Source organism: Yersinia aldovae ATCC 35236, from assembly GCF_000173735.1.
GTDB lineage: Bacteria > Pseudomonadota > Gammaproteobacteria > Enterobacterales > Enterobacteriaceae > Yersinia > Yersinia aldovae.
In genome coordinates this window covers 64648-79808 of sequence record NZ_ACCB01000003.1, presented here as the reverse complement: position 1 = coordinate 79808, position 15161 = coordinate 64648, and the positions used below count along the sequence as shown (strand labels likewise).

Sequence of the window (15161 nt, the reverse complement as noted above, 5' to 3'; positions counted from 1 at the left end):
TCTTAGTTTTCATTAGCTAACAAAGAAACTGCGGGCAAGGTCACATTTAGACAGGTGCCATTATCAACACTGAGCGTAAAACTTCCGCCCAAAGCACTCACCCGTGACTGCATACCCCGCAATCCATAGCCCGGCGTTAAGCTGGCTAAATCTATGCCTTTTCCGTTATCACGGATGGTCAGAAAGATCTGCTGATTATCCTGCCGCGCGTTAATCTCAATCCGTTTCGCAGCACCATGACGATAGGCATTAGTCACCCCCTCCTGACAGATGCGGTATAAGGTGATTTTCAGTGTCTCATCCATCTGAGAATCATCGAGTTGCCAGTTAAGCACCCCGACGACCGATTGATCCTGCGGGATTAGCTCACGTATCAATGCCGCAACAGCGGCTGACAGCGGTAGGTTATTTAATGCCGCAGGCCATAACTTGGCTAAAATATCATGAACACCGTCGTAAACCCGTAACGCCAATGTCTCTATCATCTCAGCACTACCCAGAACTGGCGGTTGTGTCGTCAACCGCTTGATAATACTGGCCTGAGTACGGATAACGGTGACCGTTTGCCCTACCTCATCATGCAGCTCACGCGCAACATCACGGCGAGCATGTTCCTCGGCCACCACTAATGCTTTCGCCAGTTCACGATTCTCATTCAGCCGTATTTGCAATTGATGGTTTAACTCGCGCTGGCGCTGGATTCCAGCCCCCAGCAATAAACCCGTTAAACTTTGTGCCAATAGAGACAACAATAGATCACGATGAGAACCCGTGTGTACAGGCGCATTGATCAGCAGCACGATGCCATTAAGCAGTGTCGCTACTAAAGCCCCTTGCCAACCATAGCGGTAAGACATAAACACGATGGGAATAATCAGACAAAACGGCGCAAACAAGTGTAAATCTGTTTCAGTGACCTGATACTGCAACCAGATACTGAGTGCAAATAACAGCAAATACCAAATGATATGGCGCAAGCGGAGGTTAACCGGTTTATAAATCAGCCCCGGCTCCAGCGGCAACCAAATTTGGCGGGCCAGATAATGCCACAAAAGTAAGCAGGTTGGCGCGATGGTAAAGCCCCCTACCAGCCCCATCAATAGGGCCATTGCTCCTTTCCCTATGGCAATTTGCCAGCCCAGCGCCTGTATCAACGCTGTGATAAAAATGACCACACCTTGCATCAGTGGCCATTGCCATTCACTTTCACTCTGTTGATGGCGTAATAACCACGGAGACGCGACGACCGCGACTAACGTCGTCACCAGCAACAGGGGAATAGCAAACCACAACAGATGTAAGTAACCGAACTGATCGGTGATCAGCCACCACAGAAAGACATCACCTAGCAGGATACCAGGCCAGTATTGACGCGGACTTTGTATTAAAATCCCTACCCGCAAACCAAACGGAAACAACAAAAGCGACTGTAGGGGCAAATCAACAAACTGTGTACCAATTGACCATAAGCAGAATGCAGCCGTGGTATAAATAAAAAATAGCGCCAGCAACATGAATAAACGCTGCATCATAGATTCAATACCTGCTTAGCCAGCTCAACATTATTACTAACACCCAGCTTGGAAAATAAGTTGGCGCGATGAACATGGACGGTTTTTGGCGACAAACCCAACGATTCCGCAATATCACGCACTTCCATACCTTGTGCCAACAATACGGCAACTTCACGCTCACGGCGGGTTAAGGGATCGACTGCAATGCGCGCCAATTGTTGGGCAATTTCAGGCATCAGATACACTCCGCCACTACCAACGGTTCGGACAGCATTAACCAAGTCTTCCGGTTTACAACGTTTGGAGAGGAATCCCTTAGCTCCGCGCTCCAGCGCCATTTCGACCAACGCCGGGCTGTCATGCATCGACAGCATAATAACGCCCATTCCAGAAGGGAGGTCTTTCAGTAAATCCAGCCCGCTCTCATCAGGCATGGAGATATCACAAATACATATATTAGCCTGTAGGCTCGGTAATCCGGCGCGTGCTTGTTTTGCTGAACTAAACTCCCCCACAACTTCAATATCATCTTCCAGAGAAAGTAGCTGGGCAAAACCTGAACGCACGATGTCATGATCATCAATAAAGGCAACACGGTAAGTCATGGAAGACTCCAGCCAGTGAGGGATAAGGGCTGAAGTATACCGCAACCTAAAAAAGACGATGGGATTGGTATCAAAAATCAATCCATATCAGATTTTACTTTCAGATGTTAATTATATTGCAGGTTGAGTATTTCGGCCGGGTGCCTGACACCAATTATTTTGTGCATTAATTCCACCATCGGGTGAGGTGTAGCCTAAACAGCCGAGGATCGAGTCGAACAATTCAACCTGACGATGGGTTTTCCCCACCCGCTGCTCAGCCTGTAATTGTTCAAACGCAGTGAGGTGATCAGGTTGCGCCAAAAACTTATCCGATGCCCATACCATCAATGGCACGCGAAATTGCTCTGGTGGTGCCATTTCACGCGGGGTACCGTGGAAATGGGAGTTATCATCAATTGACTCGCCGTGGTCTGCGGCATAAAACACCAGCGCTTTCTTATCCCGCATTTGGTCAATGACATTTGCGATAAATGAATCGGTATATAACACACTGTTATCAAACGCATTCACCAACTGCTGCTTACTACAGAAATCATCCACACCCATGCATTCCGGCTGGTAACGGGCATAACTGCGAGGATAGCGTTGGGAATAGAGATAATGTGAGCCTTTAGTATGTAAAACAACCAAATGTTTACCCGCCGGATAACGCCCAAGCGACTCCTTTAACTCATCCACCAACAGCATGTCATCAACGGGTTTATCATCATTACGTTTCTCGGAAGCAATCAATTCACGAAATGAGTAATTATCAGTATTTGCATTGTTGTAGAACCACATTTCGCTCTGCATCGCGAATAACTCAGAGGTGAAACCTAATGATTTCATGACGGAAAATACATTTTGCTCTTTCAGTGTGCGTTGCGGGTTATCTTCTGTGCCGCCTTCGCGTACAAACATACAACGCAGGGAGAGCTTGGTAGAGGTATCACACGAGGTACCGCGAAATGCGACTAAATTTTTCTCTTTACTCAGGCGCGGGGTTGTATCGCGTGAATATCCGAGCAGCCCCATATGATCCCAACGCGTTGTTTCACCGATAATAAACACAACATAGGTTTCATCAATACCGGCTGGCGCGACATAAGTATGGTGTTCAGTAGGATCATACAGCGTTGCCGCGTCATACTTTTCATCGTATTGCGTGTAAGCATATAAACCCAATGCAGCCAACCAGTTAGAAGGCAAATAAGAGTGAGCAACTACACCGCCGTAACTGGGTAAATCCACGGTATTCAACTGTTCATCCGCGTGTTGTACTTTATCCAGATAGCGTAAAGGCAACCAAACCAGCCCGACCGCAACTATCATCAATAATATCGGTTTGATACGCTGTCCCGGCGTCAGGAATTGCTCCAGCAGAGTGAATCGCAGGTTATTTTTCCAGATAAGTAACAAAGGCAAGGCGCTGACCAACACCATCCAGATAACAAAATGCAGCCCAATGACTTCTTTGGAAAGGTCTGTATCTGTGGTTAACACAGAAATCACAATGCCATAGCCGATCACAACATTGAAAAAAGTCATGTAATAGCTGGCAGCGACTGAGATTAATACCAATAGGGTGGCGATAACACGATAAAACCATCGTCCACCGAGGGAGATCACTCGCATCACAAAAAAGGTAAACAGAATAATGGCCATCACTTCTGTGATAGCTGACACCACTTTTATACCTTGGACACCTTGGCTAAATGAGTCAAAACGGCGATAAAAGACAGAGATATTCAGGAAAATACCAATATAAAAGGCCAGCAACAAAGAGATACTTTGCTGCGATAAAGATTTTACTCTGTCCATAAAACGCCAGGTCTCCAAAGACACTATTCACGGCTTGAATCAATCAGACAGTAAACCCGCCTCCAGGTTCAGTGCGGGGTCAGTAACTACGCCATTGATTTTAAATGCAAGAGTTATCTGAATCACTATTTGCGTGATAATTAGCGAATCAACACAGAATCGGAGGATGAGCTATCAGATTATTTTATTTAAAAATAAGGAGATAATGACGAAAGTCGAAGAAAAAGCAAGATTGCCCACAAGAAGACTCTCGCGGGCGACTGGAGACAAGACCTATTTGATGTTCAGAGTGACATCAATATTGCCGCGAGTGGCATTGGAATACGGGCAAACAACATGGGCTTTTTTCACCAAGTCTTCTGCTATGCTGCGCTCAATACCTGGTAAGCTGATATCAAGTTGTACTTCAATACCAAAACCGGTGGGAATAGCACCAATACCGACAGTACCTTCAATATTGGCATCATCGGGTATTTTTACTTTCTCTTTTGATGCAACAAATTTCAGCGCACCAAGGAAGCAGGCAGAATAACCCGCAGCGAACAGTTGTTCCGGGTTAGTTACGGCCCCACCTGCGCCGCCCATCTCTTTCGGGACACCCAATTTCACATCCAAAACACCGTCAGAGGATGTTGCCCGGCCATCACGGCCACCGGTAGCTTTCGCTTTGGCACGGTATACGACTTTTTCGATAGACATAGCATGTTCCTTTCTGGGTTAATAGACTTAAAAAACAATCTGTTAGAAAATTCACGATAAAATCGCGCACTTTATAATAATAAGCCAGATTTAGACGTTTATCCCTCAAAAGGCAAAACCCCCAGTAAGGGGGCCTCTGAAGTGCCATTACTGCACGGGTGCGTCTATCTTATCGTCTATGCGTTGCAACATGTAGGGATAGAACGGATTCGATGAAATACGCATCAATGAATCCAAACCTACCACCAGTACTGCGCGCTCACCACGAGCGGCAAACGTGCCCAGACTGATACCATATTGGTCACGCGGCTCAGGATAACGTCCATACAATGAGTCACTCATCGGGAATGGCAGAGCAACGTGAGATAACGAGAAAATATCCGGTGGATAAATCAAGCCGGTAGGCACTGATGTCTCGTTAGTTTCCCCCGCCAAAGTCGTTAACGCCACTGTTTCATTACTTTGTGGTGAAACGTTGGTGATAACTGTTGCACTGTAATTACGTGGCGGTGGCGGTAACAAACGCGCCAACGCGGTATAAGAAGAGGTTCTCAATAATGGGCCAAAACTGACGGCACGGTTCAAATCGAACAACACCACTTCACTGCCATTCTTCGGCAGATGATTATAAAGTGCGGTGACCACAGCCCGAGTGCTGACCGTTGAATCCATAAGTGACTGGAAGGTCAGGATGGGTGGCAACTCATCCATTTTATTATTGCGCGCATCACGGGCAATTTGCTGTTGCAACACAGCGGTCAGTAAATAAGACTGGCGAGCTGCATTCACTGGGAACGAATTGTATTTGAAAGGGTTAAACTCCGGTACGATCCCCAACCAGGCCGCTTTAGCAAAGGCCGGGAAGACAGCCGGCCAACCGGCAATACCTGCAAAACGGGCAAAGCTGGTCACGCCAATCATTGGTGATACCAATATGACACGCGCAGGTTTCGCCAGTGACGGGTCATCCATTGAATCCAGCGTATATTTCATCGCCAGCGCGCCACCATTAGAGAAACCAACGACATGCAGTGGCAAATCTGCGCCGCTCAACGTTTTAGCTTCACGCACCGCCAGACGAGTTGCCGCTAACCAATCCTGCCATTCAACATCGGTCAGGGCGGCAGGAACTGTACCGTGTGCTGGCAAGCGAATCCCCACAGCAACATAACCACGCTGGCGGTAATTTTCAGCAATATGCCGCAAGCTATAAGGCGTGTCGGTCAAACCGTGCAGCAATACCACCGCACCTTTGGGTTTGCCGTCAGGTTGCAGGATATAGGAGCGGTTCCAATCATTTTTAAAATGTGGTGGATAAATTGCGCTGCCAGAATAATAACGGTTGAGAGAAACCTGAACTCTTGGCTCCAATTTCTCTGTAACATTAGTGCGAACTTCATCAAAAACGTTATTTTCCGCTTTCATATAATCCGCCCAACTGGCTTTATCAATCTCAGCAGCACGCATTTCATGAGGGACGAAGGTATGCCAAAGTTCCAGCTTCGGGCCACGTTGTGTATCGTAAATACGTATTGCCAGTAGGGTAACGGACATCACCACCAAGACCAGAACAATCCGTTTTATCCACCGTTTAATGGCTATGGTAGGCATGGGCCGTTACTCCGTAGGTATATAAATTTCCGCAATTAAGATCAGTTTATCACTGTATTGTCATGGCTGTACTTTAAATGGAAATCATTATCTGGGTATACAGTGTGGTATCAATAAAACTAATATGTGGCTATTACTGCCAAAGAAACAGCAATAAATAGCTTAATTCCCCTGTAACCCCTCTAATTTCATTAAACTGGCACTTAATTTCGCTGTGCAACCACCGCTGCCGTTGAAAGTAAATCAGGCCGCAGATCTTATTAAGAGCGGCCTGATTCAGAATGACTGTTGCTATGCTTCGCTGCTTTCTACTTTCGAAATAATACGTGGCGGTGTTTTACGCACCCAAACCCACCAGGCCAGTGTCATTAATACGACCCACGCCACCCCGACATACATGGCTATACGGGTGTCAGGGAAATACCCCAACACCGCAATAATAAAGGCCATAAAGATAATAGTCAGGATAGGTGCCACTGGCCAAAATGGTACAGGGAATGTCAGTTTGGCAATATTTTCTTTGCTCATAGAGCGGCGCATCGCCACTTGTGAGATTAGAATCATTAACCATACCCAGACCGTTGCAAAGGTCGCAATCGAGGCGATAATCAGGAATACATTTTTTGGAATCAGATAGTTCAGTACAACACCGCATAATAATGCGATTGCCATCACTAAAATAGTCATCCAAGGCACGCCATTGCGCGTCAGGCGGCTAAAACACTTCGGTGCCAATCCCTCCTGCGCCATGCCGTACATCATGCGGCCCGCACCATAAATATCGCTGTTAATCGCCGAAATAGCCGCGGTAATAACCACCAAATTTAGGATGTTAGCCGCAGAACTGATCCCTAAACTACTAAAAATCTCCACGAAAGGACTGCCATTTTGCCCAATGCTATTCCACGGATAAATTGCCATCAGGACAAACAGGGTCAATACATAAAAAAGCAGAATACGTACAGGAACGGTATTGATGGCGCGTGGTAATACTTTTTCCGGGTTCTTCGCCTCACTGGCTGTTACCCCAATGATTTCTATACCACCAAAGGCGAACATCACTACGGCGAATGATGCAATTACCCCGCTGATGCCGTTGGGCATAAACCCTTGGTGAGACCACAAGTTACTGACCCCAGTGCTTTCGTGACCGGCTCCAAAGCCGAACATCATGATGCCCAGACCAGCGGCAATCATGGCAATAATCGCCGTCACTTTTAGCAGTGATAACCAGAATTCCATTTCGCCGAAAACCTTCACTGAACATAAATTCAGCGCACCAATAAAGAAGATGATACTCAGTACCCAGACCCACTGCGGTGCATCGGGGAACCACAGCCCCATATAGATACCGAATGCCGTCACATCCGCTAGTGCCACGATGATCATTTCAAAAGTATAAGTCCAGCCGGTCAGGAAACCGGCCAACGGCCCGAGATAGCGGCTGGCATAGTGACCAAAAGAGCCAGCAACCGGATCATGCACTGCCATTTCACCCAACGCGCGCATCACCATAAATACGGCCGCACCACCAATCAAATAAGCAAGTAACACTGCTGGCCCCGCCAGACGAATAGCCTCCGCCGAACCATAAAACAGACCGGTACCAATGGCGGAACCTAACGCCATAAACCGGATATGCCGCGCGCTAAGGCCGCGTTTAAGCGTGGATGAATCATTCTTCATGGTACATTCTCGCAATTTATGCCTTTGCAGGCAGGGGTTCAGAAAGGGTGCCCCCGAATATCGGGGCCACCCATAGATCGGTATGATTTTTTGTTATTAATGGTTTTTTAGTTATTAATGGACCCGTCGTTATAACAGACTGGGTAGTAGATGTGCTGGCATTAACTCATTCATATGACGCTGGGCTATAAGCTGGCTTGCCGCTTCAATATCTGGAGCAAAGAAACGATCTTTATCGTAGTAAGCGACCTGTTTGCGTAATAGCTGGCGGGCGGGTTCCAATGTCTCTGAGGTTTTTAGCCCCTTACGCAAATCCAACCCCTGGCACGATGCCAGCCATTCAACGGCCAGAATCCCACGCACGTTCTCGGCCATTTCCCACAAACGCTTGCCAGCACGGGGAGCCATAGAAACGTGGTCCTCCTGATTGGCAGAGGTAGGGATGCTGTCAACGCTGGACGGGAATGCCAGCCCTTTATTTTCACTGGTTAACGCCGCCGCCGTGACTTGCGCAATCATAAAGCCAGAGTTAACCCCGCCGTTTTCCACCAGGAAAGGAGGTAACTGTGACATGTGTTTGTCCATCAACAGTGAGATACGGCGCTCTGACAACGAACCGATCTCTGCCAGCGCCAGCGCCAAGTTATCAGCCGCCATTGCGACCGGTTCAGCATGGAAATTCCCACCGGACAGTACATCGCCCTGTTCAGCAAAGACCAACGGGTTATCTGACACCGCATTAGATTCGATAGCCAAGACTTCCGCGGCCTGACGCATTTGGGTCAGGCAGGCACCCATGACCTGCGGCTGACAACGCAAAGAGTATGGATCTTGGACTTTGTCACAATTTCGATGAGACTCAGAGACTTCGCTGCGTTCACCGAGCAGGTGGCGATAAGTGCTGGCAGCATCAATCTGCCCGCGCTGACCTCGCACCGCATGAATACGTGCGTCAAACGGGCTACGGGAGCCTAAAGCCGCTTCCACGGTCAGGCTGCCAAAAACAGAGGCTGCGGCATAGAGATCTTCAGCTTCAAACAGGCCACGTAGTGCATAAGCCGTTGAAACCTGAGTACCATTAAGCAGTGCCAGCCCCTCTTTGGCGGCGAGGGTCAGCGGTTCTAAACCCGCTTTTGTCAGTGCCGTTCTGGCATCCAACCACTCGCCCTGATAACGCGCTTTACCTTCACCTAACAGCAGTAAACTCATATGTGCCAGTGGTGCCAAATCACCCGATGCGCCCACAGAACCTTTCAGTGGGATATGCGGATAGACTTCTGCATTGACCAGCGTGATTAATGCTTGAATAACCTCCAGGCGGATACCGGAGAAACCGCGCGCCAGGCTGTTGATTTTTAACACCATAATCAGGCGTACAATGGCATCGTCATTGGGTTCACCCACACCGGCTGCATGAGAAAGAACGATAGAGCGTTGCAGATTTTCTAAATCTTCCGTAGCAATACGGGTCGATGCCAATAGCCCAAATCCGGTGTTGATACCATACGCTGTACGATTCTCTGCCAATATCGCTTGTACACAATCCACACTTTTCTGAATGGGTTCGTAGGCGGTATCATCCAGAGAAATATGGACTGGATATTGGTATATATGTCGCAAATCCGCCAACGTCATCAGCCCAGGGTGCAGTACCATTGTTTTATTGACTGTTTTATTGACTGTTTTCATGATTTTTTACCTTGAGTTGCAGCAACCATCGGCAGGTTCAACCCCTGCTCTTGTGCACAGTTAATAGCAATATCATAACCTGCATCAGCATGGCGCATAACACCAGTAGCCGGATCGTTATGTAATACCCGAGCGATGCGTTCAGCCGCATCATCGCTACCATCACAAACCACCACCATACCTGAGTGCTGGGAGAAGCCCATCCCGACACCACCACCGTGGTGCAGAGAGACCCACGTTGCGCCACTGGCCGTATTGAGCAATGCATTGAGTAGCGGCCAGTCGGATACCGCATCAGAGCCATCCTGCATCGCTTCGGTTTCACGGTTAGGGCTGGCGACCGAACCGGAATCGAGGTGGTCGCGACCAATGACAATCGGCGCTGACAGCTCACCACTGCGAACCATTTCATTAAATGCCAAGCCTAACATCGCGCGCTGCCCTAAACCGACCCAACAAATACGTGCTGGCAAGCCTTGGAAACTGATGCGCTCACGAGCCATATCCAACCAGTGATGCAAATGCTCATCATCTGGGATTAGCTCTTTGACTTTGGCATCAGTTTTATAAATATCTTCGGCGTTACCGGAGAGCGCAGCCCAGCGGAACGGGCCAATACCACGGCAAAATAGTGGCCGAATATAAGCAGGTACGAATCCGGGGAAATCAAAAGCGTGGGTGACACCCATGTCTTGTGCCATTTGGCGAATATTATTGCCGTAATCGAAGGTTGGGATACCCATATTATGGAAAGCCAGCATCGCCTCAACATGTTCCGCCATTGATGTCTTGGCAGCATTAACCACCAGTGTAGGTTCGGTCTGCGCACGTTGGCGGTACTCTTCCCAGCTCCAACCTTTTGGCAGATAACCGTTTAGGGGATCGTGCGCACTGGTTTGGTCGGTCACCATATCCGGACGGACACCGCGACGAACCAGCTCAGGTAAGATTTCGGCAGCATTGCCGCATAATGCGATGGAAACCGCTTCACCGGCGGCAGTATATTTTTTAATCCGCGCCAGAGCGTCATCCAGACTGGTGGCTTGCTCATCCACATAGCGGGTTTTAAGACGAAAATCGATACGGCTTTGCTGGCACTCAATATTCAGCGAGCAAGCACCGGCGAGAGTGGCTGCCAACGGTTGCGCCCCCCCCATGCCGCCCAATCCCGCCGTTAGTACCCAGCGCCCTTTTAGGCTACCGCCGAAGTGCTGACGGCCTGCCTCGACGAAGGTTTCATAGGTGCCTTGCACAATGCCCTGGCTACCGATATAGATCCAACTGCCCGCGGTCATCTGGCCGTACATCGCCAGCCCTTTGGCGTCCAGTTCGTTGAAATGTTCCCAGTTAGCCCAGTGCGGAACTAAATTCGAGTTAGCAATCAATACTCTAGGGGCGTTACTGTGGGTTTTGAAGACACCGACGGGCTTACCCGACTGAATCAGTAGCGTCTCGTCGTCATTCAGATGGGTCAGGCTTTCGACAATCTTGTCATAGCATTCCCAATTACGGGCTGCACGGCCAATACCACCATAAACCACCAACTCTTTTGGATTCTCAGCCACATCGGGATCAAGGTTATTCATCAACATGCGTAACGGGGCTTCGGTCATCCAGCTTTTGGCGGTCAGTTTTGTGCCACGCGGGGCGCGAATCTCGGTATCACGGAATCTGTTTTGGGCAGTCACGGTAATTTCCTTCAACAAGTTTTTCTGGTATCAAACGACATTGCTTACCTTGTGTGTTTATTAACATATACTCGTATAGACAAGTACAATCAAGCACCAGAAAAACTGCATTAAACCCCGGTTTGCCAAGAAGATGAAAATATAAATGATCTTTATAATTAACTAGTTATATTTAATTTCGTTCTGCAACAAGAGCGGAAGAAAGGATTTTCGACGTGGATTAGCGGATAAAATCAGCATAAAATTGGTCTATTTTTGCGCACGGAGTCACATATATTTCACACTAATTTTACATTGCAATACCCGAAATGTGGGATATATCGCAGACGATCCAAGGTAATTTTACTGATTAACGATGAGTATTTACTGGCGTGGGCCATCAGGCAGAAAAAGAAGAAACAGCAATAATAAGAGAGCAATCACCGGTATTGCTCTCTTTAAATTAGCTTATCAGAAGTTGTATTTCACACCCAGCATCACACCGGTATCGCTGTAACCTTTATTCCCGATCTGCTGGCCGATATTTCCCCACAAATTCAGCCGCTTATTGAGTTGCCCTTCAACACCGAGTTTCAGTTCACCTAGATTGGCAGCACCGGCTTGATTAACGGTCACATTATCCATAACTGTACCGAAATCCTTGGTGTTGTGAATCCAGTTAGCCTCAACAAATGGCTGGAATCTCCGCTCGCTGTCTTTATCCTGGCGGCTATAACCGTGCATAAAGGCTTTCACCCCAAGGCGGGTTTGAATATTACCATCGCCAACACCAGACACGAGGGTACCGTTGTCTTCTTTATGATCATCGGCTTTCACCCCCATCCAAATAGCCTGTACTTTTGGCTGAATAAAATAGGTGCCGTGCAAACTTTCACCCACTTTAAAGGTATACCCTGTCTCAACAGACGCTGTAACACCTTTGGATTTATAACTTTCTGCGGCCAAGTCTTGCCCTTCAACCCGGTTATTAAACCAACTGTATTGCGCCCAACTGTCCAGATACAGGCCAGATTTATCGGCTTCATTAGCATACCAGGTGCCGTATAGCCCCAGGCTATAGCCGTCCACTGAGGAGCGTGCGCTATAACCCGATATGCGGGAATCTGTCCGGCTTTTACTGTTACCGTAACCGGCCATCATTCCCAGATGGAAACGGTCCATATCATTATGACTCCACTGAGCAAGATCCCCCCCAAGTTGCAGTACATAACGGTTACTCTGGGTACCCAATTGATCATAACTATCTCTGGAACGGGTATGGCCGCCTTCGTTACGCATCCACAGGCTGGTCACTTTCTGTTCACCGGTTAGTGCATCAATATATTGAGTCTCACCCAAACGGTCATGCAAACGTGTCACAAACATATTGTTCGCCGCTGCCAGATTGGCCGCATAACCACTGGCTTCGGGCCGCTCGACTTTCTGCTTCTGACCAGGAACAACCGGGTCGGTGGGATCGATTGGAACCACAGGCTCCTTGGGTTCAGTTGGCTCCGTCGGTTCCTTGGGTTCAGTTGGATCCGTCGGTTTCTTGGGTTCAGTTGGCGGTATGATCGGATCAGCAATATTGGTTAAATACCAGTGGCTGTTATCACCACCATGACTGCGGCCTACGCTATTATCCTGCCCGCGATTGAGGCTGTAATCATAAGCACCCGCAACAATACGGCCTGACTGGATAAATTCACCATCGGAGTCGCCGTTTACCCGAATCAGCTCAATACCATTGAGCGTTTCATTACCCAGACCACCGGCATTTCTCACCACAACGTAGGTGGTTCCTGAAGTATTACCGTCGATCAAGAGCTTATCAGTTTCTGAAGTATCATCATTCAGCGCGGTATTAAAATAGATATAACCGCCATCACTGTGATAATTACCGGTGACAGTCAGTGTTTTGAAGGTAGCACTATTCTCAAGATAATTAATAATGACTCCACTGGATAAATTCAGTGAGGTCAGACTTGACTCACCAGACATATTCCAAACACTGGAGCTTCCGCTCATCGCCAAATTAATGACACCATTATTACTGCTGGTGCTGCCAAGGCTTTTTGTTGTGCCATTAAAAATAGAACCATCAATAAATCTCAAATCTACTAAGCCATTTTTTTCTGCTATGATATTGCCATCAATACGAAAAACACCGGCAGTAGATTGATTATTTACCGCATTATAAGATTTTATTTCTGAACCCATTCCGGTGGCGTAAATGGCATTTGAATTACTGCCACTCACATTAATCGCCAAACCACCCAAATATTAATAATACCGCCACGGGTATTCGTGAGTAACCCCGTTTCTGCATTTAAACCATTCGCGTTATTACCGGTGGTTGTCACCGTAGTGCCACCACCTAAATTGACGACACCGCTTTTATTGGCAAAAACCGCATCTGCGGCATTGCCAGAGGTCATAATTGAACTATTTTTACCGAGAGTTACACTGGCTGAACCCGTTTGCCCAGTGTCGCCCATTTCACGGTTACCGGCATAGACACCATAACCTAAGCCATCAACCGTATTCGCGGCGGAGCCTTGCGTTGTGATATGCGCTCTATCACCCAGAGCAATATTATTATACTGCCCTGCTGTATTGGTCAGGTTGGCACGCACGCCAATCCCATACTTGGCGAGTATTTCTGCATCGCTGCCAAGAGTAATGAGGCTTGAACCGGTATTATTACCGGCATTAATACCGTCGCCGGAACTCCCTAATGCATAAATAGTGGCATTGTTGCCAATAGTAATAATGGAAGGGTTATTGGCGGGTGCTCCTGATTTTATCTGTATCGCGTCAGCCTTGTTACCGGACACACTGATGTGGAGATTATTACCAAATCGCATTTCCCCAGCTTGGTTTTTATATAAGCCGACAACCGCATTCGTCGGGCTGGAGACTAAATCAAATGTATTAGTAATTGAGTAATTATCACCATAGACACCATCCCAGAAGGTAGTGTCAGTACAAATAGTTAAATTACATCCAGCATAAATCTGGCCGGAAAACAGGCCCAGCGCCAGTGAGATGACAATCGTTATTCTTTTCTTTCCGAAGACTCTAATCGGTATATTTTTCATATTAATGTCCTGGTCAATCGGTGCAAAAATTAAAAACTAAAATGACCGACAGTTTTTAATTGCTGTCGTGAGCTTATATTTATTTTTATTAGTATTGCTTATCTACTCACCTAAAATAATTTTAGGTCTAGGTGTTAACTGAAATGTATCATGGGTCAATCAGACTTTAATGTAAGAACTCAGCACCATCACTTGTAAGAATATTCCTACAAAATAAACAAACCATAAACTATCTAATTTAAATTCAATGTATTGACTAAAAAACCTGCATTAGAAGACATAACATATATGAGGATTAGTTGATTAAGATCATTACCGTAGCGCAAAGTCAGAGCTGATTGATACCCATCCCCGTAGTCCAGATGAGCAGTATGGCTCGCGACTTATGGTTGGAATGAGGCTATGTACCTGTTCGACTCCCCCTTCTATGCTGGAAGGATGTTATCTGGTTTATGTCAATTATTATGGTGGCAAAGATGACCGTGTGCTAACCACCACTAAACTCAGCATTGTGAGTAGTGAAAAAGGTAAAATATGAGATTTTATTATTCCGATACGTAACACTGGTGAAAAGCTTCAGTTCTTGATGAAGTTGGGATGCTCAATTGGCCAGTCTTGATTTTTTACGTTGACCAACGCGATGGAGCGGTGAGGCAGACGCAACTATCCCACTGACTACACGATAAAAATGCCTCAAGCCTAAATGATAAAAGCCCCGACTGTGGTAGTCAGGGCTTTTAAGGTACTACACGTTTAAAATTAAACATTAATCAACTTAATAACTTA

General features: G+C 47.2%; 10 protein-coding genes. All 10 read right to left on the bottom strand.

Going from position 1 to position 15161, the window contains the following annotated elements:
* Window positions 1-2: 2 nt before the first annotated feature.
* The gene (gene uhpB / locus YALDO0001_RS02470; protein ID WP_042839305.1) at window positions 3-1532 is read right to left on the bottom strand and encodes a signal transduction histidine-protein kinase/phosphatase UhpB; all 1530 of its coding nucleotides are present in this window, start codon (window positions 1530-1532) and stop codon (window positions 3-5) included.
* Window positions 1529-2119: a response regulator transcription factor UhpA gene (gene uhpA, locus YALDO0001_RS02465; RefSeq protein WP_042547422.1), complete on the bottom strand. Its 591-nt coding sequence runs from the start codon at window positions 2117-2119 to the stop codon at window positions 1529-1531. Before uhpA ends, uhpB begins: the two co-directional genes overlap by 4 nt.
* A 111-nt stretch (window positions 2120-2230) precedes the next feature.
* Window positions 2231-3922, bottom strand: a complete 1692-nt coding sequence (gene eptB / locus YALDO0001_RS02460; RefSeq protein ID WP_042839304.1) for a kdo(2)-lipid A phosphoethanolamine 7''-transferase — start codon at window positions 3920-3922, stop codon at window positions 2231-2233.
* 273 nt (window positions 3923-4195) lie between these two features.
* The gene (locus YALDO0001_RS02455) at window positions 4196-4621 is read right to left on the bottom strand and encodes an organic hydroperoxide resistance protein (protein WP_004699564.1); all 426 of its coding nucleotides are present in this window, start codon (window positions 4619-4621) and stop codon (window positions 4196-4198) included.
* 147 nt (window positions 4622-4768) lie between these two features.
* Complete coding sequence (locus YALDO0001_RS02450) at window positions 4769-6232, bottom strand: alpha/beta hydrolase (RefSeq protein WP_004699563.1); 1464 nt, start codon at window positions 6230-6232, stop codon at window positions 4769-4771.
* 291 nt (window positions 6233-6523) lie between these two features.
* Window positions 6524-7918: an amino acid permease gene (locus YALDO0001_RS02445; protein WP_004699562.1), complete on the bottom strand. Its 1395-nt coding sequence runs from the start codon at window positions 7916-7918 to the stop codon at window positions 6524-6526.
* Window positions 7919-8047: 129 nt separating this feature from the next.
* Complete coding sequence (gene hutH, locus YALDO0001_RS02440; RefSeq protein WP_004699561.1) at window positions 8048-9574, bottom strand: histidine ammonia-lyase; 1527 nt, start codon at window positions 9572-9574, stop codon at window positions 8048-8050.
* Between the two features lie 29 nt (window positions 9575-9603).
* Window positions 9604-11295 carry a urocanate hydratase gene (hutU, locus tag YALDO0001_RS02435; RefSeq protein WP_042839302.1) on the bottom strand — a complete coding sequence of 564 codons (1692 nt, stop codon included), beginning with the start codon at window positions 11293-11295 and terminating at the stop codon, window positions 9604-9606.
* 450 nt (window positions 11296-11745) lie between these two features.
* Entirely contained in the window at window positions 11746-13533 is a 1788-nt protein-coding gene (locus YALDO0001_RS21705) for an autotransporter outer membrane beta-barrel domain-containing protein (protein ID WP_050773542.1), read from the bottom strand.
* A complete protein-coding gene (locus YALDO0001_RS21700; RefSeq protein ID WP_004699557.1) occupies window positions 13530-14375 on the bottom strand; it encodes a hypothetical protein in 846 nt (281 codons plus the stop codon). Before YALDO0001_RS21700 ends, YALDO0001_RS21705 begins: the two co-directional genes overlap by 4 nt.
* Window positions 14376-15161 lie beyond the last annotated feature (786 nt).